Annotated in this window: 22 protein-coding genes; 7 read left to right on the top strand and 15 right to left on the bottom strand. The window is 71.1% G+C overall.

Annotated features, from left to right (window positions below):
* Positions 1 to 170: 170 nt before the first annotated feature.
* The 13 genes from DX914_RS01975 to DX914_RS01915 form a co-directional block, all read right to left on the bottom strand.
* Entirely contained in the window at positions 171 to 536 is a 366-nt protein-coding gene (locus DX914_RS01975; RefSeq protein WP_115857388.1) for a PilZ domain-containing protein, read from the bottom strand.
* A complete protein-coding gene (locus DX914_RS01970) occupies positions 533 to 1,504 on the bottom strand; it encodes a DNA polymerase III subunit delta' (protein ID WP_115857387.1) in 972 nt (323 codons plus the stop codon). The genes DX914_RS01975 and DX914_RS01970 overlap by 4 nt, the downstream gene beginning before the upstream one ends.
* The gene (gene tmk / locus DX914_RS01965) at positions 1,501 to 2,139 is read right to left on the bottom strand and encodes a dTMP kinase (protein ID WP_115857386.1); all 639 of its coding nucleotides are present in this window, start codon (positions 2,137 to 2,139) and stop codon (positions 1,501 to 1,503) included. Before tmk ends, DX914_RS01970 begins: the two co-directional genes overlap by 4 nt.
* Positions 2,136 to 3,272 (bottom strand): endolytic transglycosylase MltG, encoded by a 1,137-nt coding sequence (mltG, locus tag DX914_RS01960; RefSeq protein WP_425480650.1) that lies wholly within the window; start codon positions 3,270 to 3,272, stop codon positions 2,136 to 2,138. Before mltG ends, tmk begins: the two co-directional genes overlap by 4 nt.
* Positions 3,269 to 4,108, bottom strand: coding sequence for an aminodeoxychorismate lyase (gene pabC, locus DX914_RS01955; protein WP_115857385.1), 840 nt, complete (start codon positions 4,106 to 4,108; stop codon positions 3,269 to 3,271). Before pabC ends, mltG begins: the two co-directional genes overlap by 4 nt.
* Entirely contained in the window at positions 4,105 to 5,475 is a 1,371-nt protein-coding gene (locus DX914_RS01950; RefSeq protein WP_115857384.1) for an aminodeoxychorismate synthase component I, read from the bottom strand. Before DX914_RS01950 ends, pabC begins: the two co-directional genes overlap by 4 nt.
* Before the next feature lie 115 nt (positions 5,476 to 5,590).
* Positions 5,591 to 6,841, bottom strand: coding sequence for a beta-ketoacyl-ACP synthase II (gene fabF, locus DX914_RS01945; RefSeq protein WP_115857383.1), 1,251 nt, complete (start codon positions 6,839 to 6,841; stop codon positions 5,591 to 5,593).
* Between the two features lie 147 nt (positions 6,842 to 6,988).
* The gene (gene acpP / locus DX914_RS01940) at positions 6,989 to 7,228 is read right to left on the bottom strand and encodes an acyl carrier protein (RefSeq protein ID WP_031373652.1); all 240 of its coding nucleotides are present in this window, start codon (positions 7,226 to 7,228) and stop codon (positions 6,989 to 6,991) included.
* Positions 7,229 to 7,356: 128 nt separating this feature from the next.
* Positions 7,357 to 8,103 carry a 3-oxoacyl-ACP reductase FabG gene (fabG, locus tag DX914_RS01935; protein ID WP_115857382.1) on the bottom strand — a complete coding sequence of 249 codons (747 nt, stop codon included), beginning with the start codon at positions 8,101 to 8,103 and terminating at the stop codon, positions 7,357 to 7,359.
* A 122-nt stretch (positions 8,104 to 8,225) separates the two neighbouring features.
* Positions 8,226 to 9,167 (bottom strand): ACP S-malonyltransferase, encoded by a 942-nt coding sequence (gene fabD, locus DX914_RS01930; RefSeq protein WP_115859093.1) that lies wholly within the window; start codon positions 9,165 to 9,167, stop codon positions 8,226 to 8,228.
* Positions 9,168 to 9,348: 181 nt separating this feature from the next.
* Positions 9,349 to 10,344: a beta-ketoacyl-ACP synthase III gene (locus DX914_RS01925; RefSeq protein WP_115857381.1), complete on the bottom strand. Its 996-nt coding sequence runs from the start codon at positions 10,342 to 10,344 to the stop codon at positions 9,349 to 9,351.
* A 184-nt stretch (positions 10,345 to 10,528) separates the two neighbouring features.
* Entirely contained in the window at positions 10,529 to 10,723 is a 195-nt protein-coding gene (gene rpmF, locus DX914_RS01920) for a 50S ribosomal protein L32 (RefSeq protein WP_115857380.1), read from the bottom strand.
* A gap of 67 nt (positions 10,724 to 10,790) precedes the next feature.
* Positions 10,791 to 11,318 (bottom strand): YceD family protein, encoded by a 528-nt coding sequence (locus DX914_RS01915; protein WP_115857379.1) that lies wholly within the window; start codon positions 11,316 to 11,318, stop codon positions 10,791 to 10,793.
* 138 nt (positions 11,319 to 11,456) lie between these two features.
* Here DX914_RS01915 and DX914_RS01910 point away from each other — a divergent pair, with 138 nt between their 5' ends.
* From DX914_RS01910 to DX914_RS01900, 3 genes are read left to right on the top strand one after another with little or no spacing between them, the layout of a single operon-like run.
* Complete coding sequence (locus DX914_RS01910; protein ID WP_115857378.1) at positions 11,457 to 11,813, top strand: hypothetical protein; 357 nt, start codon at positions 11,457 to 11,459, stop codon at positions 11,811 to 11,813.
* Between the two features lie 5 nt (positions 11,814 to 11,818).
* Positions 11,819 to 12,391, top strand: a complete 573-nt coding sequence (locus tag DX914_RS01905) for a Maf family protein (protein ID WP_115857377.1) — start codon at positions 11,819 to 11,821, stop codon at positions 12,389 to 12,391.
* 49 nt (positions 12,392 to 12,440) lie between these two features.
* Complete coding sequence (locus tag DX914_RS01900; RefSeq protein WP_115857376.1) at positions 12,441 to 12,959, top strand: tetratricopeptide repeat protein; 519 nt, start codon at positions 12,441 to 12,443, stop codon at positions 12,957 to 12,959.
* Positions 12,960 to 12,995: 36 nt separating this feature from the next.
* Here the strand turns inward: DX914_RS01900 and DX914_RS01895 are convergent, their stop codons facing one another.
* A complete protein-coding gene (locus DX914_RS01895; RefSeq protein WP_425480649.1) occupies positions 12,996 to 14,846 on the bottom strand; it encodes a glycosyltransferase family 39 protein in 1,851 nt (616 codons plus the stop codon).
* A 152-nt stretch (positions 14,847 to 14,998) separates the two neighbouring features.
* Between DX914_RS01895 and DX914_RS01890 the strand changes: the two genes are divergently transcribed.
* The 4 genes from DX914_RS01890 to DX914_RS01875 are packed head-to-tail and all read left to right on the top strand — an operon-like array spanning position 14,999 to position 19,392.
* Positions 14,999 to 15,952 (top strand): AAA family ATPase, encoded by a 954-nt coding sequence (locus DX914_RS01890; protein ID WP_115857375.1) that lies wholly within the window; start codon positions 14,999 to 15,001, stop codon positions 15,950 to 15,952.
* A gap of 5 nt (positions 15,953 to 15,957) precedes the next feature.
* Complete coding sequence (locus DX914_RS01885; protein WP_115857374.1) at positions 15,958 to 16,920, top strand: DUF58 domain-containing protein; 963 nt, start codon at positions 15,958 to 15,960, stop codon at positions 16,918 to 16,920.
* Complete coding sequence (locus DX914_RS01880) at positions 16,913 to 18,895, top strand: transglutaminase TgpA family protein (protein ID WP_115859091.1); 1,983 nt, start codon at positions 16,913 to 16,915, stop codon at positions 18,893 to 18,895. Before DX914_RS01885 ends, DX914_RS01880 begins: the two co-directional genes overlap by 8 nt.
* A complete protein-coding gene (locus DX914_RS01875; protein WP_115857373.1) occupies positions 18,892 to 19,392 on the top strand; it encodes a Slp family lipoprotein in 501 nt (166 codons plus the stop codon). The genes DX914_RS01880 and DX914_RS01875 overlap by 4 nt, the downstream gene beginning before the upstream one ends.
* Before the next feature lie 531 nt (positions 19,393 to 19,923).
* Here DX914_RS01875 and DX914_RS01870 read toward each other — a convergent pair.
* Positions 19,924 to 20,274, bottom strand: a complete 351-nt coding sequence (locus DX914_RS01870; protein WP_115857372.1) for a histidine triad nucleotide-binding protein — start codon at positions 20,272 to 20,274, stop codon at positions 19,924 to 19,926.
* Positions 20,275 to 20,280: the final 6 nt, after the last annotated feature.

Genomic DNA, 20,280 nt, shown 5'->3' with positions numbered 1-20,280 from the left:
CTACCCCAAGGCGCCAGAGCAGACCCCACGCCGACCGAGGGCTTGGTCGTAAGCGGGGGTTCGCGGTCGCAGCGTGCGCAGCTCCTACAGGGGTGGACGCGGCATTCGTCGTGGTTGTGGATTGGCGGTCGCGGCTTGCGCAGCTCCTACAGGGAGCCGCGGAGCTACGCTTACATCGTGTGCGTAGCGCGGTCGGCGGTGAGGGTGCCGGCCAGCAGGGCCTCGATCTTGCCCTTGACCGCTTCGCCTTCGGCCGAATCCGCGAACTGCACGCCGATGCCCGCGGGACGGTTGCCCTGCGCGCCCGTGGGCGTGACCCACACCACCTTGCCGGCCACCGGCAGTCGCTCGCTGGATTCGGGCAGGGTCAACAGCAGGAACACCTCGTCGCCGAGGAAATACCGCTTGGGCGTGGCGACGAAGATGCCGCCGGTCTTGAGGAACGGCATGTAGGCGCCGTACAGCGCCGCCTTGTCCTTCACCGCCAGCGACAGGATGCCCTGTCTGGCCGCGCCCGCTCCGGTCGCTCCGCTCATGCCCTGCTTCCTCCTGCGGCCCGCGCGCCATCGGGGCGCCAGGCCATCAACAATTCAACGACCGCCAAGTCCGCGCGCACCGTGGTGCGCAACAGTTCGCGGGTGCGGTTGGCGCGATCGAACCACGCGGCCAGACTGCGCGTTCGCACCGGGTCGGTCAAGCCGGAAGCCTCGGCCAGGACCAGGTCGGCGGCATGCCGCAGTCGCAGTTCGGCATGTTCGTCGCCGACCCAGCGCTGCGCGACCTCCAAGGCCGATGCATCGCCGCGCGCGAGCTTGGCCAGATCGGCGCCTACGTCGCGGCGCAGTTTCAAACCCTCGCCCTGCAGCCACTCGTGGGCCAGGCCCGGGTGGCCGCGCGCGGCGTCCAGCGCCTCGCGCGCGGCGTTCGCGGCGTGGCCTTGCGATTGCAGCCAGGCCAGCGCTTCGTCCGCCGGCGGCAGGCGGAATTCCAGGCGCTGGCAGCGGCTGCGGATGGTCGCCGGCAAGCGCAGCGGATGCGCGCTGACCAGCCACAGGTAGCGGCCGGGCACCGGTTCTTCCAGAGTCTTGAGCAGCGCGTTGCAGGCGGCGTGATTGATCGCGTCGGCCGGGTCCAGGATCGCGACCTGGGCGCCGCCGTACTGCGGCGTCAGCGCCAGGCGCTCGGACAGGTTGCGGATCTGTTCGATCACGATCTCGGTGCGCAGCCGCGTGCCTTCCTTGTTCAAAATGAAGGACACGGTCTGGAAATCCGGATGCGTGCCCGCGGCCAGCAGCAGGCAGCCGCGGCAACGGCCGCAGGGTTCGCCTTGCGCGTCGCGCTCGCGGCACAGCAGGCGCTGGGCCAGACGTTCGGCGACCGCGCGCTTGCCCAGCTGCGCCGGGCCGCAGAACAACAAGCCGTGGCCCAGGCGTCCGGCATCCAGCGCGGCGGTGGCCTGCGCGTAGATACGGCGTTGCCAGGGCGCGAACGCGGGCGCGCTCATGCGCCGGCCTCTAGCAGGCGCCGCACGCGCGCCACCGCTTCGGCGGCGACAACGTCCGCGGGCTGGCTGGCATCGATCACGTGGAAACGCTGCGGCTGCGATTGCGCGCGCGCACGGTAGCCGGCGCGCACGCGCTCGAAGAAATCCTCGCGCTCGGCCTCGATGCGGTCGGCGGCGCCGCGGCCGCGCGCGCGCTGCAGGCCGATCGCCACCGGCACGTCCAGCAGCAGGGTCAGCGCCGGTTCGATGCCGACCACGCGGCGCTCGAGTTCGGCGATGAACTCGGGGTCCAGGCCGCGGCCTTCGCCCTGGTAGGCGTAGCTGGCGTCGGTGAAGCGGTCGCTGACCACCCAGGCGCCGCGCCGCAGCGCCGGCAGCACGGTCTCGCTTACGTGCTGGGCGCGGCCGGCGAACACCAGCAGCAATTCGGCTTCGGGCGTGGCCGGCTCGTGGTGGGTGTCCAGCAGCAAGCCGCGGATCTGCTCGGCCAGCGGCGTGCCGCCGGGCTCGCGCGTGCACAGCACTTCGGCGCCGGTGGCGGCCAGCGCCTCGCGCAGCGCCGCCAGCACGGTGGACTTGCCGGCGCCCTCGCCGCCTTCCAGCGTGATCAGGCGCGGCTGGACCTGCAGGCTCATCGGCCGGCGGCCTCGGCGGCGGGCGCGGCCGGCGCCTGACCTTGTTCCTGCGCCTCTTCCAGCACCGCCTTGCCCTCTTCGGGCTGGTCGTTGCGGCGCTGCTGGCGGTAGCGCTGCAGGTACAGGCGCACGTTGGCCTGGTGCTGCGCGTAGGTGGCGGCGAACAGGCTGCGGCCGCTGCCGTCGCCGGCGGCGACGAAGAACAGCGCGTCGCCGGGCGCGGGGTTGGCCACCGCCTTGAGCGCGCCGGCGCCAGGCATGGCGATCGGCGTCGGCGGCAGGCCGGCGCGGGTGTAGGTGTTGTAGGGCGTGTCGGTCTGCAAGTCGCGCTTGCGGATGTTGCCGTCGTAGGCCGCGCCCAGCCCGTAGATCACGGTGGGGTCGGTCTCCAGCTTCATGCCCTGCTTAAGCCGGCGCTCGAACAAGCCGGCGATCTGCGGGCGTTCGTCGGCGATGCCGGTTTCCTTCTCCACGATCGAGGCCAGGATCAGCATCTCGGCCGGCGACTTGAGCACGCTGTCCTTGTCGCGGCCCTCCCAGGCCGCGGCCAGGGCCTTGTCCATGGCCGTCATCGCGCGCCTGAGCACGTCCAGGTCGCTGTCGCCGCCGGTGTAGAGGTAGGTTTCGGGCAGGAAGCGGCCTTCCGGATGCTGGCCGGGGCGGTCCAGCGCCTTCATCAGCGCCGCGTCGTCCAGTTGCGCGGCTTCCTGCTTCAAGCCTTCGGTGCGCTTGAGCGCGGCGCGCAGATCGCGCAGGTTCCAGCCTTCGATCAGGGTGAAGCGGTGGCTGACGACCTTGCCGTCGCGCATCGCGGTCAGCAGTTCGCGCGGTGTGGTGTTGGGCAGCAAGGCGTACTCGCCGACCTGCAGGCGGCCGGCCGCGCCGAGTTGCTTGGCCAGCGCGCGCCATTCCAAGGTCTGCCCTCCCCGCACGCCGGCGGCGCGCAGCTTGCGCAGCACCGCGGGCAGCGAGTCGCCGCGCTCGACCACCAGGCTGGTGCCCGGTTGCAGGCCGGCCAGCGGCGCATCGGCGAAGCGGTTGTAGCGCTGCCAGGCCCAGCCGCCCGCGATCGCGGCGGCCAACAGCAGCAGCAACAGGAATCCGCCGAAACGGCGCTTGGTTTTGCGACTCACGACACCTCCGGGCCCGCCGGGGCCGCAGCTGCGAATGCGGGATGGGCTGCGGCCAGGCGGCGCTGCAGTCCGGCCACCGCCGGATGCGGCCGCCAGACGCGCTCGCCCAGCCGGGCGACCGGCAGGATACCGCGCACCGCATTGCACAGGAAAACCGCGTCGGCGGTTTCGAGCTGGTGTTGCGACAGGGTCGAGGTTTCGCCGGCCTGCTCGCCCAGGGTCTGCAGCAGCCAGCCGCGGCACACGCCGGCCACGCCGCAACGCGAGATGTCCGGGGTCAGCCAGCGGTCATCGCGCAGCACGAACACGTTGGCCGCGGTGGCGCTGACCACCCAGCCGTCGCCGTCGCGCATCAGGCCCTCGTCGATCCCGGCCTCGTTCCACTCGCCGCGCGCCAGTACCTGCTCGAGCCGGTTGCAATGCTTGAGCCCGGCCAGCGCCGAGGGCGCGGCCAGGCGGGTCTGGCACCAGCGCAGGTTCAGTCCCGCGGCCGACGCGGGCGGCAAGGCGTGCACCGACAGCTGCCAGGTCGGCACGGCCTGCGCCGGCGGCGCATAGCCGCGGCCGCCCGCGCCGCGGCTGACCAGCAGCTTGAGGACCGCGTCTTCGCCAGCGAGCAGCTCGCGCGCCTGGGCGTGCGCCTGCGCTTGCGCCGGCAAGGGCAAACGCAGGCGTGCGGCGCCGCGTTGCAGGCGCGCCCAATGCGCGTCCCACCACGGCAACTCGCCGCGGTGCGCGCGCAGGGTTTCGAACAGGCCGTCGCCGTAAGCCATGCCGCGGTCGTTCGGCGGCACGCCGTCGGCCTCGCGCTCGCCGACGTAGACGCGCAGCCTCATCCGGCCAGCCCCAGCGCGCGCAGCATGCCGCGCGCCTTGGCGCGGGTCTCGTCGAGTTCGCGCTGCGGATCGGAGTCGGCGACGATGCCGGCGCCGGTACGGAAGCGCAGCACGCTGCCGCCGTCGGCATCGTCTTCGACCTCGGCGCTGCGGATCAGGATGTTGAGATCCAGGTCGCCGTCGCGGTTGAGCCAGCCCATGGCGCCGGTGTAGACGCCGCGGCCCTGCCCTTCCAGCTCGGCGATGATCTGCATGCAGCGCACCTTGGGGCAACCGGTGATGGTGCCGCCGGGGAACACCGCGCGGATCACCTCGCCCGGCGTGGCCTGGCTGCGCAGGCGCCCGCGCACGTTGCTGACGATGTGGTGGACGTGGGCATAGCTCTCCACCGTCATCAGCTCGTCGACCTCGACGCTGCCGGCGGTGCACACGCGGCCCAGGTCGTTGCGCTCCAGGTCGATCAGCATCACGTGCTCGGCGCGTTCCTTGGGGTGGCCCACCAGTTCGCGGATGCGTGCGCTGTCGTCGTCGCCGGCCACGCGCGCGCGGGTGCCGGCGATGGGCCGGGTTTCGACCACGTCGCCGCGCACCGACACCAGGCGCTCGGGCGAAGCGCTGACCACGGCCCAGTGGGCACCGGCGAACAGGCCGGCGAACGGCGCGGGGTTGTGCTGGCGCAGGCGCTGGAACAACGCCGCCGGCGCCAGCGGCGCGGCACAGCGCGCGCGCCAGCCGCGCGAGAGGTTGACCTGGAACACGTCGCCGGCGCGCAGATAGTCCAGCACCCGGGCGACGCCGTCGGTGTAGCGCTGCGGCTCGTCTTCTTCCAGCGCCGAGGGCGGCTGCCAGACCGGCAGCGGCGCCAGCGCCGCGGCGCGCGCGCTGTCGGCCAGGATCGCCTCCAGCAGCGCCTCGTGCCCGGTCTCGGCCAGGGCGATGCATTCGCCGCTGGTGCGGTCGCGCAGCACCGCGCCCGGGCAACGCAGCGCCAGCGCCACCGGCAGACCGCCGGGCGCGGCCGGCTGCCGCAGCACCGGTTCGACCTGTGCGGCCAGTTCGTAACCCAGCAGCAGCGCCCAGCCGCCACGGAACGGCCAGCGCGGCTCGTCGCTCGGCACGCGCGCCGCTTGCCAGCGCGCATCCAGTTCGCTGAGGAAATCGCCGGCGCAGACGCCGCCGTCCTGATCGCGCACGCGGCCGTCGGCGTCCAGGCGCAGTGACGGCCCCTGCGCGGCCAGCAGCAGGTCCCAGCGGCCCTGGGCGGTGCCGTCGGCGCTGGACTCCAGCAGCATGGGGTAGCGTTCCGGCGCCAGCCGCTGCAGCGACAGCAGGTCGGGGGCGGCGGGCAGCGCGCGGGTCAGCAGCATCGGGCGTGGTCGGGTTGCGGCAGGGAATTACGCGGCGCGGGCCTGCGAAAAGCAAATCCCCCCGCTCCCGCCAGCAGCGGGAACGAGGGGCGTGTGCGGGCCCGGCCGGCGGCGATCAGATGCGCTTGAACACCAGGGTGCCGTTGGTGCCGCCGAAGCCGAAGCCGTTGGACACCGTCACCTCGACCTGCTGCTGACGCGCGGTGTTGGGCACGTAATCCAGGTCGCAACCTTCGCCCGGCTCGTCCAGGTTCACGGTCGGCGGGATGATGCCGTGGTGCAGCGCCAGCACCGAGAAGATCGCCTCGGCGCCGCCGGCCGCACCCAGCAAGTGGCCGGTCATCGACTTGGTCGAGCTGACCATGGTCTTGTAGGCGTGATCGCCCAGCGCGCGCTTGATCGCCAGGGTCTCGGCCAGGTCGCCCAGCGGCGTGGAGGTGCCGTGCGCGTTGAGGTAGCCGACCTGGTCGGCGTTGACGCCGGCGTCGGCGAGCGCCGCGACCATGCAGCGCGCCGGGCCTTCGCCGTTTTCGCTGGGCGCGGTCATGTGGAAGGCGTCGGAACTGGCGCCGAAACCGACCAGTTCGCAATAGATGCGGGCGCCGCGCGCCTTGGCGCGCTCGTACTCTTCCAGCACCAGGATGCCGGCGCCGTCGCCGAGCACGAAGCCGTCGCGTTCCTTGTCCCAGGGCCGCGAGGCGCGGGTGGGATCGTCGTTGCGCGTGGACATGGCCTTCATCGAGCAGAAGCCGCCCACCGAGGTCGGCGAGGAGCCGCGCTCGGCGCCGCCGGCGATCATCACGTCGGCGTCGCCGTACTGGATCATGCGCATGGCCATGCCGATGGAATGGTTGGACGTGGCGCAGGCCGAGACGGCGGAGAAATTGGGGCCCTTGATGCCGGTCAACAGCGAGACCTGGCCGGGCAGCATGTTGATGATGGTGCTGGGAACGTAGAACGGCGAAATCTTGCGCGGGCCGCCCTCGTGGTACTTGATGGTCTGTTCCTCGATGCCCAGCAGGCCGCCGATGCCCGAGCCGATCAGCGCACCGATGCGCTCGGCGTTGGAGTCGTCGACGACGATGCCGGCGTCCTCCATGGCCATCAGCGACGCGGCCACGCCGTAATGGATGAACTCCTCCATCTTCTTGGCGTCCTTCGGGGTCACCCAGCGGGTGATATCGAAGTCGCGCACTTCGCCGGCGATGCGGGTGGTGAACAGCGCGGGATCGAAGTGGGTGATCGGGCCGATGCCCGAACGGCCGTTGACGATGCCGTCCCAGCTGCTGGCGACGTCGTTGCCCAGCGGAGAGACCAGGCCCAGGCCGGTGACGACCACGCGGCGGTTGAAGGAGCGGTTGGACATGCAAGCTACCTCTATGTATTCCACTGCCGACGCTACGCCGGCGTATCGACCGGCCCAAAAACACAGGGCCGCGCAATGCGGCCCCGGTCCGGTTATGCCGACGGCATCGGCGGTTGCGCTAGCGAAACCGCCGCGCCGTCGAGGCGATTACGACTTGACGTGCGCCTTGACGTAGTCGATGGCCTGCTGCACCGAGGTGATCTTCTCGGCCTCTTCGTCCGGGATCTCGCACTCGAATTCTTCTTCGAGCGCCATCACCAGCTCGACGGTGTCGAGCGAATCCGCGCCGAGGTCGTCGACGAACGAAGCGTTGTTGGTGACTTCTTCTTCCTTAACGCCAAGCTGTTCGACCACGATCTTCTTGACGCGTTCTTCGATGCTGCTCATGGGTTTGTGCTCCTCCCGGGAGGGGTTTTCGATGGAATAGTCTAATGGAATCGGAGGCTCGCGCTACCTCGCGCGAAACCCCTTTGGGTTCAATCGTTTACGCTTGCCAAACTTAAGGGTTGCCCGGCTTAGGGCATGTACATGCCGCCGTTGACGTGCAGGGTCTCGCCGGTGATGTAGGCCGCCGACGGGCCGGCCAGGAACGCCACCGCGCGGGCGATGTCGGCCGGTTCGCCGAAACGGCCCAGCGCGATCTGGCCAAACAGGGCGTTCTTGGCGTCCTCGGGCAGCGAGCGGGTCATGTCGGTGTCGATGAAGCCCGGCGCGACCACGTTGACGGTCACGCCGCGGCTGCCGATCTCCTTGGCCAGCGACTTGCTGAAGGCGATCACGCCGGCCTTGGCCGCGGCGTAGTTGGCCTGGCCGGCGTTGCCGGTCACGCCCACCACCGAGGCGATATTGATGATGCGGCCCTTGCGCGCCTTCATCATCGTGCGCATCACCGCCTTGCTGGTGCGGTAGACGCTGCTGAGGTTGGTGTCGAGGATGGCCTGCCAGTCCTCGTCCTTCATCCGCATCAGCAGGTTGTCGCGGGTGATGCCGGCGTTGTTGACCAGGATCGAGATCGCGCCGATGTCCTTGGCGATGCCGTCGAGCACCGCCTCGATCGAGGCCGGGTCGGCCACATCCAGGGTGCGGCCGTGGCCGCCGTGCGCGGCCAGGCGCTCGCCGATGGCGGCGGCGCCGGCGTCGCTGGTGGCGGTGCCGATCACGGTCGCGCCCTGCGCGGCCAGTTCGTCGGCGATGGCCGCGCCGATGCCGCGGCTGGCGCCGGTGACCAGGGCGATTTCGCCCGCGAGGGGTCCAGTGCTCATGGGGGGCTCCTACAGATTCGTATGAACGTGTGCGCGAACGCTACAGGCCTCGGCGGCGATCATCGCCCGAAACGGGCCCGACGCGCAGCCGCGCGGCTCGCGGTGAGGGGATTCGGCCGGGCTCAGGCCCAGTCGGCCAGGGCGGCGTCGAAATCGCCCACGCCGCCCAGGGGGCGCGCATCCAGCGACTTGTCGATGCGCTTGACCAAGCCGGCCAGCACCTTGCCGGGGCCGCATTCGCCGACGCGGGTGACGCCGCGCGCGGCGAGGGCCTGCACGCAGCCGGTCCACTGCACGGGCAGGTAGAGCTGGCGCACCAGCGCATCGCGGATCGCCTCGACCTGATCGTGCGCCTGGGCGTCGACGTTCTGCACCACCGGCAGCGCCGGCGCCTGCCAGGCCAGACCGGCCATGGCTTCGGCCAGACGGTTGGCGGCATCGCGCATCAGCGGGGTGTGCGAGGGCACGCTCACGGCCAGCTTGACCGCCTTGCGCACGCCGCGCTCGGCCAGCTGGGTCAGCGCGGCATCGACCGCGCCGGCGTGACCGCCGATCACGATCTGGCCCGGCGAGTTGTAGTTGGCCGGCACCACGACTTCCTTGCCGGAGACCGCGGCGCAGACGTCCTCGACCAGCGCGTCTTCGGCGCCGAGCACGGCCGCCATGGCGCCGCTGCCCGCGGGCACGGCGTCCTGCATGAACTGACCGCGCAGGCGCACCAGATGCGCGGCGTCCTTCAGCGACAAGGCCTGCGCCGCGACCAGGGCGGTGTACTCGCCCAGGCTGTGGCCGGCCAGCACGGCCGCACGCGCGCCGCCGCGCGACTGCCACAGGCGCCACACCGCCACGCCCGCGGCCAGCAGCGCCGGCTGGGTGTATTCGGTGCGGTTGAGCATGTCCTCGGGGCCGCCCTGGCTCAGCGCCCACAGGTCCACGCCGGCGCCGTCGCTGGCTTCGGCGAAGGTCTCGCGCACCGACGGGTGCAGCTCGGCCAACTCGGCCAGCATGCCCAGCGATTGCGAGCCCTGTCCGGGGAACACGAAGGCGAGAGAGGTTTGGCTCATCGAGTCGTGGCGCGAGCGCCGGTCCAAGCGAATAACGGACCGGCATGATACGAGGCAAACGCCGTCAGCGTCTGTACCCGCGCGTATCGTGACGCGTTGCGGCAGTCGCGCCCTGCGCGCAGGCGAAAAAAAACGCGCCCGGAACACCGGGCGCGTTTCGATATCGCACAGGCGCGGCGGATCAGTAGCGGATCAGCGCCGAGCCCCAGGTGAAACCGCCGCCGAAAGCTTCCAGCAGCAGCAGCTGGCCGCGCCGCACGCGGCCCGAGCGCACCGCTTCGTCCAGCGCCAGCGGCACCGAGCCCGACGAGGTGTTGCCGTGGCGGTCGACGGTCACGATCACGCGCTCCATCGGCATGTCCAGGCGCTTGGCCGTGGCTTCGATGATGCGCAGGTTGGCCTGGTGCGGAATCAGCCAGTCGATGTCGTGGCGGTCCAGGTCGTTGGCGGCCAGGGTCTCGTCGACCAGGCTGTCCAGCGCCTTCACCGCGTGCTTGAACACCTCGTTGCCGGTCATCAGCACCTTCACGCCGGCGTTCTCCAGCTCCGGCTTGAAGCCGACCGACACGCCCACCGGGTTCCACAGCAGTTCCTTCTTGCCGCCGTCGGCGTGCAGGTGGGTGCTGAGGATGCCGGTCTCGCTGTCGGCCTTGAGCACGACCGCGCCGGCGCCGTCGCCGAACAGCACGCAGGTGCCGCGGTCGGTCCAGTCGATCATGCGGGTCAGGGTTTCCGAGCCCACCACCAGCACAGTCTTGGCCGCGCCGGACAGGATGAACTTGTCGGCCACGGTCAGCGCGTAAACGAAGCCCGAGCAGGCGGCGTTGACGTCGAAGGCGGGGCAGCCGTTGGCGCCCAGGCGGTGCTGCAGCAGGCAGGCGCTGGACGGGAAGATCAGGTCGGGCGTGGTGGTGCCCATCACGATCAGGTCGATCTGGTCGGCGGTCACGCCGGCGGCTTCCATCGCACGCAGCGAGGCGTGGTAGGCCAGGTCGACGGTGGTTTCGCCTTCGGCGGCGACATGACGCTCGCGGATGCCGGTGCGGGCCGCGATCCATTCGTCGCTGGTATCGACGATCTTGGACAGGTCTTCGTTGGTCAGGACCTTTTCCGGCAGGTAGCTGCCGGTGCCCGCGATGCGGGAAAAGATCCTGTCTTGCTTGCGTTGCTCAGTCATCACCACTCCGCTGCGGAACCGCGCCAGTCGAACCGCCAGCCGCGCTGGCGGTGCAATGCAAAGCCCCGCCGTTACGGCCGCAAGTCCTCGCGCCGGTAAGGCGCGTGCTGGTCCTCAGCAGGAGCGTCGGCGCGCCTGCGCGCGCCGCAGGTGCGGGCGCGCGGCACGGCGGGCGTGGCGAAGATTACTCTTCGTCGACGACCTTGGACTGGGTGTTGATCACCTTCTTGCCGCGGTAGTAACCGTCGGCGGTGACGTGGTGGCGCAGGTGGGTCTCGCCGGTGGTCGGATCGGTGGCCAGCTGCTTGCTGGTCAGGGCGTCGTGCGAGCGGCGCTGGCCGCGGCGGGACGGGGAAACGCGGGACTTCTGGACAGCCATGGTCTTGCTCCAAGAGAAACTGTGGAAACTATTGGAGCGCCGTCGGTAACCGCCGCGCCCCGGTGGATCAATTCGATTTGTTCTTCAGCGCCGACAAGGCCGCGAAAGGGTTGGCGCGTTCCTGTTCGGCCGCGGGGGCCGCCCATTCCTGCTCCACCGCCTCCGAACCCGGTGCCATCGGCACCACCGGTACGGCGAGGATCAATTCGTCCTCGACCAGTTCCACGGTCCGCAGCATGCCGTCTTCCGGCATCAGCAACGGCTCGTAGCCCGGCGGCAGCGCGGCCTCGTCCGCCTCATCGCGGATCAAGCCCAGACGCTGCACGATGCGCACCGGCAGCAGGAAGCGTTCCAGGCTGCGCTGACACAGCAGCGGCAGCTCGGCTTCGGCCTTGAGCTCGACGTAGGGCACCTGCAGTTCGTCGCTGCCGAAATCCAGCGAGAACGTCACGTCACCCTCGGTATCGAGCAGGCTGCCCTGCAGCCGGGTCAGCGACGCCAGCGGCACGCGCCCTGCGACGCCGCGCCTTGCGGCCACCAGGCGCCAGGCATCGAGAACCTCGGGCACCCGCCCCGCTGGCACGTCCGCTGACATAAGCCGCGGAATGTTAGAGACCCAAGCCTCTGATGTCAAACCGGAAAGCCCGCCCCGGCGGCGATTTGCCGCCGCCCCGGCCGCGGCCTCAGACTCGGGGTTTCGTCCCTGCCCGGCCCCACGCCCGACCGATCGCCCGTGACCACCGCCCTGATCCTGCTCCTGGCCGTCCTGGCGGCCGCCGCGATCGCGTTCAGCTTGAGCCGCGGCCCCGCCCGCCGCCAGCGCGCGGTGCGCGAGCTGCTGGACGCCGCCGACGCCCTGGAGGCGCGCCTGCGCGACGCCCGCAACGAGATCGAGGCCGTCACCGGCGACGACAGCCTGGACCCGGTCGGCGAGGCCATGCGCGAGATGCTGCGCCAGCGCCTGTGGCTGCGCGACCACGGCCGCACCGCCAGCCTGAGCCAGCTGGACGAGGTCAGGGCCCAGATCGACCACGCCCGCCAGCGCATCGACCAGCAGTTGCACCAGATCGAGCGCGCCCGCCTGGGCTGATTCTTATGGAACTGATCCTAGCCTCCACCTCCGCCTACCGGCGCGAGCTGCTGCAGCGCCTGCGGCTGTCCTTCGCCACCGCCCGCCCCGAGGTCGACGAGACCCCGCGGCCGGGCGAGGCGCCGGCCGAGCTGGCCCTGCGCCTGGCCGTGGCCAAGGCCGAGGACGTGGCCGCGCGCGCGCCGCAGGCCTGGGTGCTGGGCTCGGACCAGGTCGCCGAGTTCGACGGCCGCCCGATCGGCAAGCCCGGCGGCCGCGCCGGCGCCATCGCCCAGCTGCAGGCCATGTCCGGGCGCGAGGTGCGCTTTCTGACCGGCCTGTGCCTGGCCCGCGCCGGCCAGCCCTCGCGGCAGACCCTGGACACCACGGTGGTGCGCTTTCGCGAGCTGTCGGTGGCCGAGATCGAGCGCTATGTCGACGCCGAGCAGCCCTACGACTGCGCCGGCAGCTTCAAGTCCGAAGGCCTGGGCATCGCCCTGTTCGAGGCCATCGACAACCAGGACCCCAGCGCCCTGATCGGCCTGCCGCTGATCGCCACGGCGAAATTGCTGCGCGCCGCCGGCTACGCCCTGCCCTGAGCGCGGCGGGCTTGGCTATGCTGGCGCCTCCAACAGGGGGAAAACCAGCATGAAGATCCGTACCGCAGCGGTCGCGGGGGTGTTGTTCGTCTCGGGCATCGCGGTGGGCTACGCCGCGCAAAAGGCGGCCACGCCCTCCTATCGCGAACGCGCGCCGCAAGAGGCGGCCAACGCGCTGCTGCAAACCGCCAAGACCCTGGCCGGCAAGGGCAGTTGGGAGCGCATCGCCATCGGCCGCGTCTACTACCTGGGCGGACAGAAGGCCGAGGGTCAGGCGATCTTCGACGCGATCCTGGCCGACGACCCGGAAAGCAGCGACCTGTTCCGCATCGGCCGGGTCTACCGCGAAGCCGGCGAATGGGAACGCGCCAGGCCGCTGCTGCAAAGCTACGCCGACGCCAATCCCAACGACTCGACCCAACTGGCCGAGATCGGCGCCTATTACCTGATGAACGGCGACCGCGCCGGCGGCGAGCGCCTGCTCGATCGCGCGTTCAAGAAGAAGCCCGAATTCTGGGCCGCGGTGGCGGCGGCCGGCGGCTACGTCAACGTGGTGCCGCAGGAATAAGTTTTGCGGGCGGACGCGCGCGAGCGCATCCGCCTGTCAGTCGCGCAATTGCACCGGCTGCTGCGGCCAATCCTCGACGCTGCCGTCGCGGCCATGCAGGCGCAGGCCCAGCCAATGCCGGCCCGGCGCGACGCTCGCGTCCAGCGCAATCTCGCCTTCGAACCCCACGTTCGGCTGCTGCGCATCGCGCGAGCGCGCCCAATACGCAGCCGCGTCGGGCCGCGGCAGGCCGTAACGCAGTTCGCCCACGACGCGGCCGTCCAGCGTCGCCTCCACCCGGGCCACGCCCACGCCGTCCTTGAACGCCCAACCGCGCAATGCGAAACGGCGGCCGAGTTCGCTGCGCGGCAGAGGCGCATCGATCCAGGCCATCGCCGGCGCGGTGCAGTCGCCGCTGCGCGGCCGGTCCAGCGCGAACAGCAGGAAGCGCTGACGGCCGTGATCGATGTTGATCGCCTCGGGCGGCGGCAACGGACCCAGCAGCGCGCACAGCGTCTGGTAGCGGTCGAGCAGATGCTTGTATTCCACGTCGGTGGCGCCGACCACCAACAGCGTGGGCCGCGCGTCCCAGTCGCGGCCGCCGTCGCTGTGCAGGCCCCACAAGCGCAGTTGCGGCGCGCGGCCGTGCTTGTGGTTCAAGGGATGGTCCAGCACCGCAATGCGCGCATCGCCCAGGGCGAAACCCAGCTCGGCGCCGAGCTTGAAGTTGTCGGCGAGCACGCGCGTGCCCGCGGGCATGCGCGCCTGGCGCTCGCGCACGCGCCGGGCCAGTTCGTCCCAACCGGCGAAGTTGGACGGGTACCACTTTTCCGCCGCGCTCAGCGCGCGCACGCTGGGCACCGACACCGCCACGTAATAGCCCAGCGTGGACAGCAGAGCCAGCAGCGCGGCGATCCAGCTCAGACGGCGCGCCCAGCGCGGCCAGCCGTCCAGCACCGCCGGCAGCAGCGGCAGCAGGGCGTAGTAGCCCGGCAGCGGCCAGTGGAAACTGACCCGGTCGCGATCGGCGAAGAAGCCCAGGGCGAAGAAGCCCAGCACCACCCAGCCGCCGAGGCGGGCGAAATAGCGCGTGGCCTCGGCGCGGTCGTCGCGGCCGCGCCAAGCGGCCTGCGCCAGCGCCCACAACAACGGCGGCGTGACCAGCACCGCCTGGATCGCGACGAACCACAAACCGTCGGCATGGAAGGCCCAGGGATGGCGGTCGACCAATTGGAAGCGCAAGCCCGCGTCGGCGTTCTCCAGGTTCCACCACACCAGCGGCGCCCAGGCCGCGGCGCCGATGGCGATGGCGATCATGCTGCGCGGATCGCGCAGCGCGCGGCGGCCGGCGGGCAGCGACAGCAGCGCCAGAAAACCGATGCCGATCACCGCAGCGAAGCGGTAATGGCTGAGCGCGCCGATGGCCAGGCCCGCCGCCAATTCCAGCGCGGCGCCGGCGCTGACGCCGCGCAGCAGGCGCGCGCCCGCGTCCACGCACAGCACCGTGGCCAGGGTCATCGCCACGTCCGGCAACGCCAGCAGTCCCAGCGTGCCGCCCAAGGGCAGCAGGATCGCGAAGCAGCCGGCGATGCTGCCGGCGCGTTCGCCGTACTCGCGCGCGGCGATGCGCCGCACCAGCAACGGCAGCGCCGCGGCGATCAGCAGGAACGGCGCGCGCAGCGCCAGCGGGTGCTCGCCGCCCAGGCCCGTGCCCAGCCGCGCCAGCCAGGCGGTGAGCCCGGGCAGGTCGGAATAGGCCGCGGCGGGATGGCGGCTTTCCCACCAGTAGAAGGCCTCGTCCACGAACAACGGCAGGCGCGCGGCGATGGCCGCCTTGAACGCGAAGGCCAGCGCCCATAGACACCAGAATGCGCGGCGCATCGCGTGCTCGCGATTTTCGTGCCGCACTACGCCGTCCTGCACCACGCCGTCCCGCATCGACTCGCGACCTCGCTACACTCTGACCGACCGATGCGGACCACGCCCGATCAGCTCCGCTCCACCGCAGCCGCGCTCCACGGCGCGCTGTCCGGTGTTCCCACCCCCAGGAGATTCGCACGATGGCGGCATCCCCCACGACCGCATCCATGCTAACCGATGGCCTGCGCGGCGCCTTGGAACGCGCGCAGGCGCAAGTCAACGGCCTGGTGCTGGGCAAGCCGCAGGAAGTGCGGCTGGCGTTCGTGGCGCTGCTGTCCGACGGCCACCTGCTGATCGAGGACCTGCCCGGCCTGGGCAAGACCACGCTCGCGCACGCGATGGCCGCGACCCTGGGCCTGGAGTTCCAGCGCGTGCAGTTCACCTCGGACCTGCTGCCGGCCGACGTGGTCGGCGTGTCGGTGTTCGACCCGACCTCGCGCGGCTTCCAGTTCCACCCCGGCCCGGTGTTCGCGCAGGTGCTGCTGGCCGACGAGATCAACCGCGCGCCGCCGCGCACCCAGAGCGCGCTGCTGGAAGCGATGGCCGAACACCAGGTCACCGTCGACGGCACCAGCCATGCCCTGCCCGATCCGTTCTTCGTGATCGCCACCCAGAACCCGGTGGATCTGGCCGGCACCTATCCATTGCCGGATTCGCAGCTCGACCGCTTCCTGCTGCGCCTGGCGCTGGGCTACCCCGGCGAGGCCGCCGAGCGCGACCTGCTGGCCGGCGCCGACCGCCGCGACCTGATCGCCAAGACCTCGCCGCTGCTGGGCACCGCCGACGTGATCGCCGCGCGCCAGGCGGTGGCCGCGGTGCACGCCAGCGAAAGCCTGATCGCCTACGTGCAATCGCTGCTCGCGCGCAGCCGCCGCCATCCCGGCGTGCGCGTGGGCCTGTCGCCGCGCGCCGGCCTGGCGCTGCTGCGCGCGGCGCGCGCCTATGCGCTGCTGCTGGGCCGCAACCACGTCGTACCCGAAGACGTGCAAGCCTTGTTCACCCATGTCGCCGCGCATCGCCTGGTGGCCGATGCCGACGCCGGTCAGGACGGCGCGCTGGCCAAGGCCATCCTGCACGCGGTGCCGGTGGACTGAGCGCCATGGCCGCTCCGTGGTCCGGGCTGCGCGCACGGCTGCGCAAGTTCGCACGTCCGCGCGATCCCGAAGCCCTGCCCGCGCTGCTGCATCGCGGCCGCGTCTACGTGCTGCCCACGCGCTTCGGCCTGTTCTTCGCGGTGCTGCTGTGCGCGATGCTGATGGGCGCGCTGAACTACAACAACAACCCCGCGCTGCTGCTGGCGCTGCTGCTCGCCGGCGCCGGCCTGGCCAGCCTGATCGCGGCGCAGATGCAGCTCACCGGGCTGAGCGTGGTCGCGCTGGATGCCGAACCCGTGGCCGCGGGCCAGCCGCTGCAGGTGCGCGTGCACGCCAAGGCCGGCCCCGAGCGCGCGCGCCGCGGTTTGCGCGTGGACGACGACGGCGACTCCGACGCCGATGCGCGTCTGGACCTGGACGGCGGCAGCGGCCAGGCCGAACTGTCCTTCGCCACCCAGCGCCGCGGCTGGTTCGAGCTGCCGCGCCTGCGCGTGTCGACCACGCGGCCGCTGGGCCTGGCGCGCGCCTGGGGCTACGTCTGGGCCGACGCGCCGCTGCTGGTGTATCCCGCGCCGGAAGCGCACGGGCCGCCCTTGCCGGCCGGCAGCGGCGATCAGGTGTTGAGCCGCCTGCACCCCAGCGGCGACGACGTGCACCACCTGCGCGCCTACCGCCCCGGCGACGCGCGGCGCGCGATCGCGTGGAAACCCTCGGCGCGACGCGACGCCCTGCTGGTGCGCGAGTACGAACAGCCCTTGGGCGCCGACGTGGTGCTGGACTGGGGCCAGTTGCCGGCGATGGCTTACGAGTCGCGCATCGCCCGCCTGGCGCGCTGGGTCGACGAAGCCGAACGCGACGGGCGCCGCTATCGCCTGCGCCTGCCCGGCCAGCCCGAACTGGGCCCCGGCAGCGGTGCGCAGCACCGCCACGCCTGCCTGCGCGCGCTGGCGCTATTGCCGCATGGCTAAGCGCGCGTCCTCGCCCGCCCTGGACGCCAGCAGCCGGCGTTGGACCCTGCTGGCCGCGGCCACCTGCCTGCTGCCGCTGCTGCTGCAACTGCAACCGGGCATGGCCGTATTGATCGCCGCCTGCGGCGTGGTCATCGCGGCCTTGTCGTGGCGGCGCCCGCTCAACGGTTTCGTGCGTTTGCTGCTGGCGCTGCTGCTGATCGGCACGGTGCTGGTGCAGATGCGCTTCGGCCTGGGCCGCGATACCGGCTGCGCGCTGCTCGCGGCCATGCTGGCGATCAAGCCGGCCGAAACCGCGAGCCTGCGCGACGCGCGCAGCCTGATCGGCTTCGCCCTGTTCGCGCCGTTCGGCACCTTCCTGCTCGATCAGGGGCCGTTGTCGTTGACCCTGGGCCTGATCGGCGCGCTGCTGTCGCTGGCCACGCTGCAGCGGCTGGCCGAATTCGAATCCGGCGAGCGCGAACGCAACGAAAGCCACGCCCGGCGATTGCTGACGATCCTGCGCCTGGTCGGAATCGGCTTGCCGCTGGCACTGGCAGTGTTCTGGTTGTTCCCGCGCCTGGGCACGCCGCTGTGGGGCGTGCCCGATCGCGCGGTCAGCCGCCCCGGCCTGTCCGGCAGCATGACCCCGGGCGGCTGGGCCGAACTGATGAACGACGAAACGCCCGCGCTGCGCGTGCGTTTTAACGGCCCCGCACCGCTGCCGCCGCAGATGTATTGGCGCGGCCCGGTGCTGTGGGATTTCGACGGCCGCGAATGGACCCAGACGCGCTGGTACCGCGGCCTGCCCGCGGCCGAAGTCGAGCCCGCGGCGGCCGCCTGGGATTACGAGATCGAACTGGAAGCCACCGACGGCCGCCAGTTGGTCGCGCTGGACCTGCCCACGCGCGCGCCGCGCGATGCGCGCATGTCGATCGACCACGGCCTGTACGTGGCCAAGCCGCTGACCGCGCTGACCCGTTGGCGCATGCGCTCGGCGCCGCCGGCGCGCTACCAGGCGCAACTGCCGCGGGTGATGCGCGACGCCGCGCTGGAGCTGCCCGCCGGCTACAACCCGCGCACCCTGGCCTTGGCCCAGCGCTGGCGCAGCGAGGCCGGCAGCAACGACGCCGCGATCGTCCAGCGCGCGCTGGGCTGGGTGCGCCGCGAGTTTGCCTACACCCTGGACACCCCCCTGCCCGGCCGCCACGCCGTCGACGAATTCCTGTTCGACTACAAGGCCGGCTACTGCGAACACTTCAGCTCCGCCTTCGTGGTGCTGATGCGCGGCGCCGGCATTCCCGCGCGCGTGGTCACCGGTTATGCCGGCGGCTACCGCAACCCGATCGGCGACTACTGGCTGGTGCGCCGTTCCGACGCCCATGCCTGGGCCGAGGTCTGGCTGCCGCAGCGCGGCTGGGTGCGCGTGGACCCCACCGCCGCGGTCGCGCCCGAGCGCGTCTACGACACCCTGGCCGATCGCGCCCCCGGCGCGGCGCTGTTCGGCGGCCTGGGCGCGACCCCGATCTTCGACCTGGGCGACTGGGCCCGGCGCGGCTGGAACGACTTCGTCCTGGGCTTCGACGCCAACCGCCAGCAGACCCTGCTGCGGCCGCTGGGCGTAGACAAACTGGACACCGGCCGGCTGGTAGCGTTGTTCGGTGTGGCGGCCGGCCTGACCCTGCTGTGGATGGTCTGGCTGAGCAGCCGCGGCGAACGCGAGCGCGATCCGGTGCTGCGCGCCTGGCACGCACTGGGCCGGCGCTACCGCCGGCTGGGGCTGGAACGCGAACCGCACGAGCCGGCCGGGCACTGGGCGCAGCGGGTGGCCGCGCGCCGCCCGGACCTGGGCCCGGCGCTGTCGGCGCTCAGCCAACGTTTCGCCGATTGGCGGTACGCTGTTGCCGAAACCGGGCGGCGCGACGCCCGTGACAAGCGCGAACTGATCAGGGCGCTGCGCGCGCACCGCCCGGGCCCTAATGGAGAAGGCCGATGAACATCCGTCTTGCCCCCCGCCTGGTCCTGCTGGCCGCGAGCGTCGGCCTGCTGGCCGCCTGCGCCACCCAGCCGCAACCGCTGCAGGGCGCATTCAATCCGATCACCCCGGCCCAGGCCACGGCCAACGACAGCACCGGCGCGGTGGTGCGCTGGGGCGGCCGCGTGGTCGAGGTCGAACCGCAGTCCAACCGCACCTGCTTCGTGATGATCTCGACCCGGCTGGGCGGCAGCGGCCGTCCCTACTGGGCCAGCGACGACGTGGGCGGCCGCTTCCTGGCCTGCCGCACGGGCTTCTACGATCCGGCGCTGTTCGAGAAAAACCGCGAGGTCACCTTCACCGGCCGCATCGCCGGTTACGAGAACCGCCGCATCGGCCAGTACGACTACCGCTTCCCGCTGGTCGACGCCGACGTGGTCTATCTGTGGCCGGTACGCGAGCAGGTGGACGTGGTGATGACGCGCCCGGCGCCGTGGCCGTGGTGGGGCTGGTGGTAAGCCGGCCTGCGCGTAACGACGCATACGAAAACGCCCGGTCTCCCCGGGCGTTTTTCGTTGCCGCACGCCGTTGCCGCGAACCTGCAGCGGCGACGATGGCTACGCTCGCCTCGGCGTAGGAGCTGCGCAAGCTGCGACCGCGAATCCGCAGCTACGTCGCAACCCTCGTTCTCTCTGTGCTTCCGCCTTTGCTTGTCTTCCCCCTTTGACAAAGGGGGATCGAGGGGGATTTGCCTTTGCTGTTGTTGTTAGCAGCAACAGCAACAGCTTCCGTCCGCAAGCGGCCGGGTCACTTTCTTTTGATAGGCGTCAAAAGAAAGTAACCAAAGAAAAACGCTTCGCCAGAGCTCCCTTGCGAGATCGGAGCGGTCGCCGGGATTTTTCGATGGCACATCCCTGTGCCAGCGAAAAACGGCGCACATCCTGTGCGCCGCCCTCCGGGTCTGCTATTGATTGGCGAGTTCGGTGTTGGCGCTGAGTAGCAACAGCAACAGCTATTGCGACCGTCAACTCGCCGCGGACTCTACCGCCTCAATGCGGCGTCCCGAACCGGCCCAACTGCGCGCCGGCCAGCAAATGCAGGTGGATCTGGAATACCGTCTGCCCGCCATGACCGTTGCAGTTCATGACGATGCGGTAGCCGTCCTCGGCGAAGCCTTCGCGCTTGGCGTAGGCCGCGGCGGCCTGGGCCAGGCGGCCGACGACCTCGGCCTGGTCGGGCTGCAGGTCGTTGAGGGTGGGCACGTGCACCTTGGGCACGAACAGCACATGCACCGGCGCCTGCGGAGCGATGTCGCGGAAGGCGATCAGGTGCTCGTCTTCGTAGACGATGTCGGCGGGGATTTCGCGGCGGATGATCTTGCCGAAGATGGTGGGGTCCATAGGGTG

It is taken from the genome of Lysobacter silvisoli, assembly GCF_003382365.1.
Classification (GTDB): domain Bacteria; phylum Pseudomonadota; class Gammaproteobacteria; order Xanthomonadales; family Xanthomonadaceae; genus Lysobacter; species Lysobacter silvisoli.
This window is presented reverse-complemented; position numbering and strand designations above follow the sequence as displayed.

Coding starts and splice junctions, on each gene's coding strand:
- DX914_RS01975 (WP_115857388.1), bottom strand. CDS start 536: ATGAGCGGAGCGACCGGAGCGGGCGCGGCCAGACAGGGCATCCTGTCG.
- DX914_RS01970 (WP_115857387.1), bottom strand. CDS start 1,504: ATGAGCGCGCCCGCGTTCGCGCCCTGGCAACGCCGTATCTACGCGCAG.
- tmk (WP_115857386.1), bottom strand. CDS start 2,139: ATGAGCCTGCAGGTCCAGCCGCGCCTGATCACGCTGGAAGGCGGCGAG.
- pabC (WP_115857385.1), bottom strand. CDS start 4,108: ATGAGGCTGCGCGTCTACGTCGGCGAGCGCGAGGCCGACGGCGTGCCG.
- DX914_RS01950 (WP_115857384.1), bottom strand. CDS start 5,475: ATGCTGCTGACCCGCGCGCTGCCCGCCGCCCCCGACCTGCTGTCGCTG.
- fabF (WP_115857383.1), bottom strand. CDS start 6,841: ATGTCCAACCGCTCCTTCAACCGCCGCGTGGTCGTCACCGGCCTGGGC.
- acpP (WP_031373652.1), bottom strand. CDS start 7,228: ATGAGCAGCATCGAAGAACGCGTCAAGAAGATCGTGGTCGAACAGCTT.
- fabG (WP_115857382.1), bottom strand. CDS start 8,103: ATGAGCACTGGACCCCTCGCGGGCGAAATCGCCCTGGTCACCGGCGCC.
- fabD (WP_115859093.1), bottom strand. CDS start 9,167: ATGAGCCAAACCTCTCTCGCCTTCGTGTTCCCCGGACAGGGCTCGCAA.
- DX914_RS01925 (WP_115857381.1), bottom strand. CDS start 10,344: ATGACTGAGCAACGCAAGCAAGACAGGATCTTTTCCCGCATCGCGGGC.
- rpmF (WP_115857380.1), bottom strand. CDS start 10,723: ATGGCTGTCCAGAAGTCCCGCGTTTCCCCGTCCCGCCGCGGCCAGCGC.
- DX914_RS01915 (WP_115857379.1), bottom strand. CDS start 11,318: ATGTCAGCGGACGTGCCAGCGGGGCGGGTGCCCGAGGTTCTCGATGCC.
- DX914_RS01905 (WP_115857377.1), top strand. CDS start 11,819: ATGGAACTGATCCTAGCCTCCACCTCCGCCTACCGGCGCGAGCTGCTG.
- DX914_RS01900 (WP_115857376.1), top strand. CDS start 12,441: ATGAAGATCCGTACCGCAGCGGTCGCGGGGGTGTTGTTCGTCTCGGGC.
- DX914_RS01890 (WP_115857375.1), top strand. CDS start 14,999: ATGGCGGCATCCCCCACGACCGCATCCATGCTAACCGATGGCCTGCGC.
- DX914_RS01885 (WP_115857374.1), top strand. CDS start 15,958: ATGGCCGCTCCGTGGTCCGGGCTGCGCGCACGGCTGCGCAAGTTCGCA.
- DX914_RS01880 (WP_115859091.1), top strand. CDS start 16,913: ATGGCTAAGCGCGCGTCCTCGCCCGCCCTGGACGCCAGCAGCCGGCGT.
- DX914_RS01875 (WP_115857373.1), top strand. CDS start 18,892: ATGAACATCCGTCTTGCCCCCCGCCTGGTCCTGCTGGCCGCGAGCGTC.
- DX914_RS01870 (WP_115857372.1), bottom strand. CDS start 20,274: ATGGACCCCACCATCTTCGGCAAGATCATCCGCCGCGAAATCCCCGCC.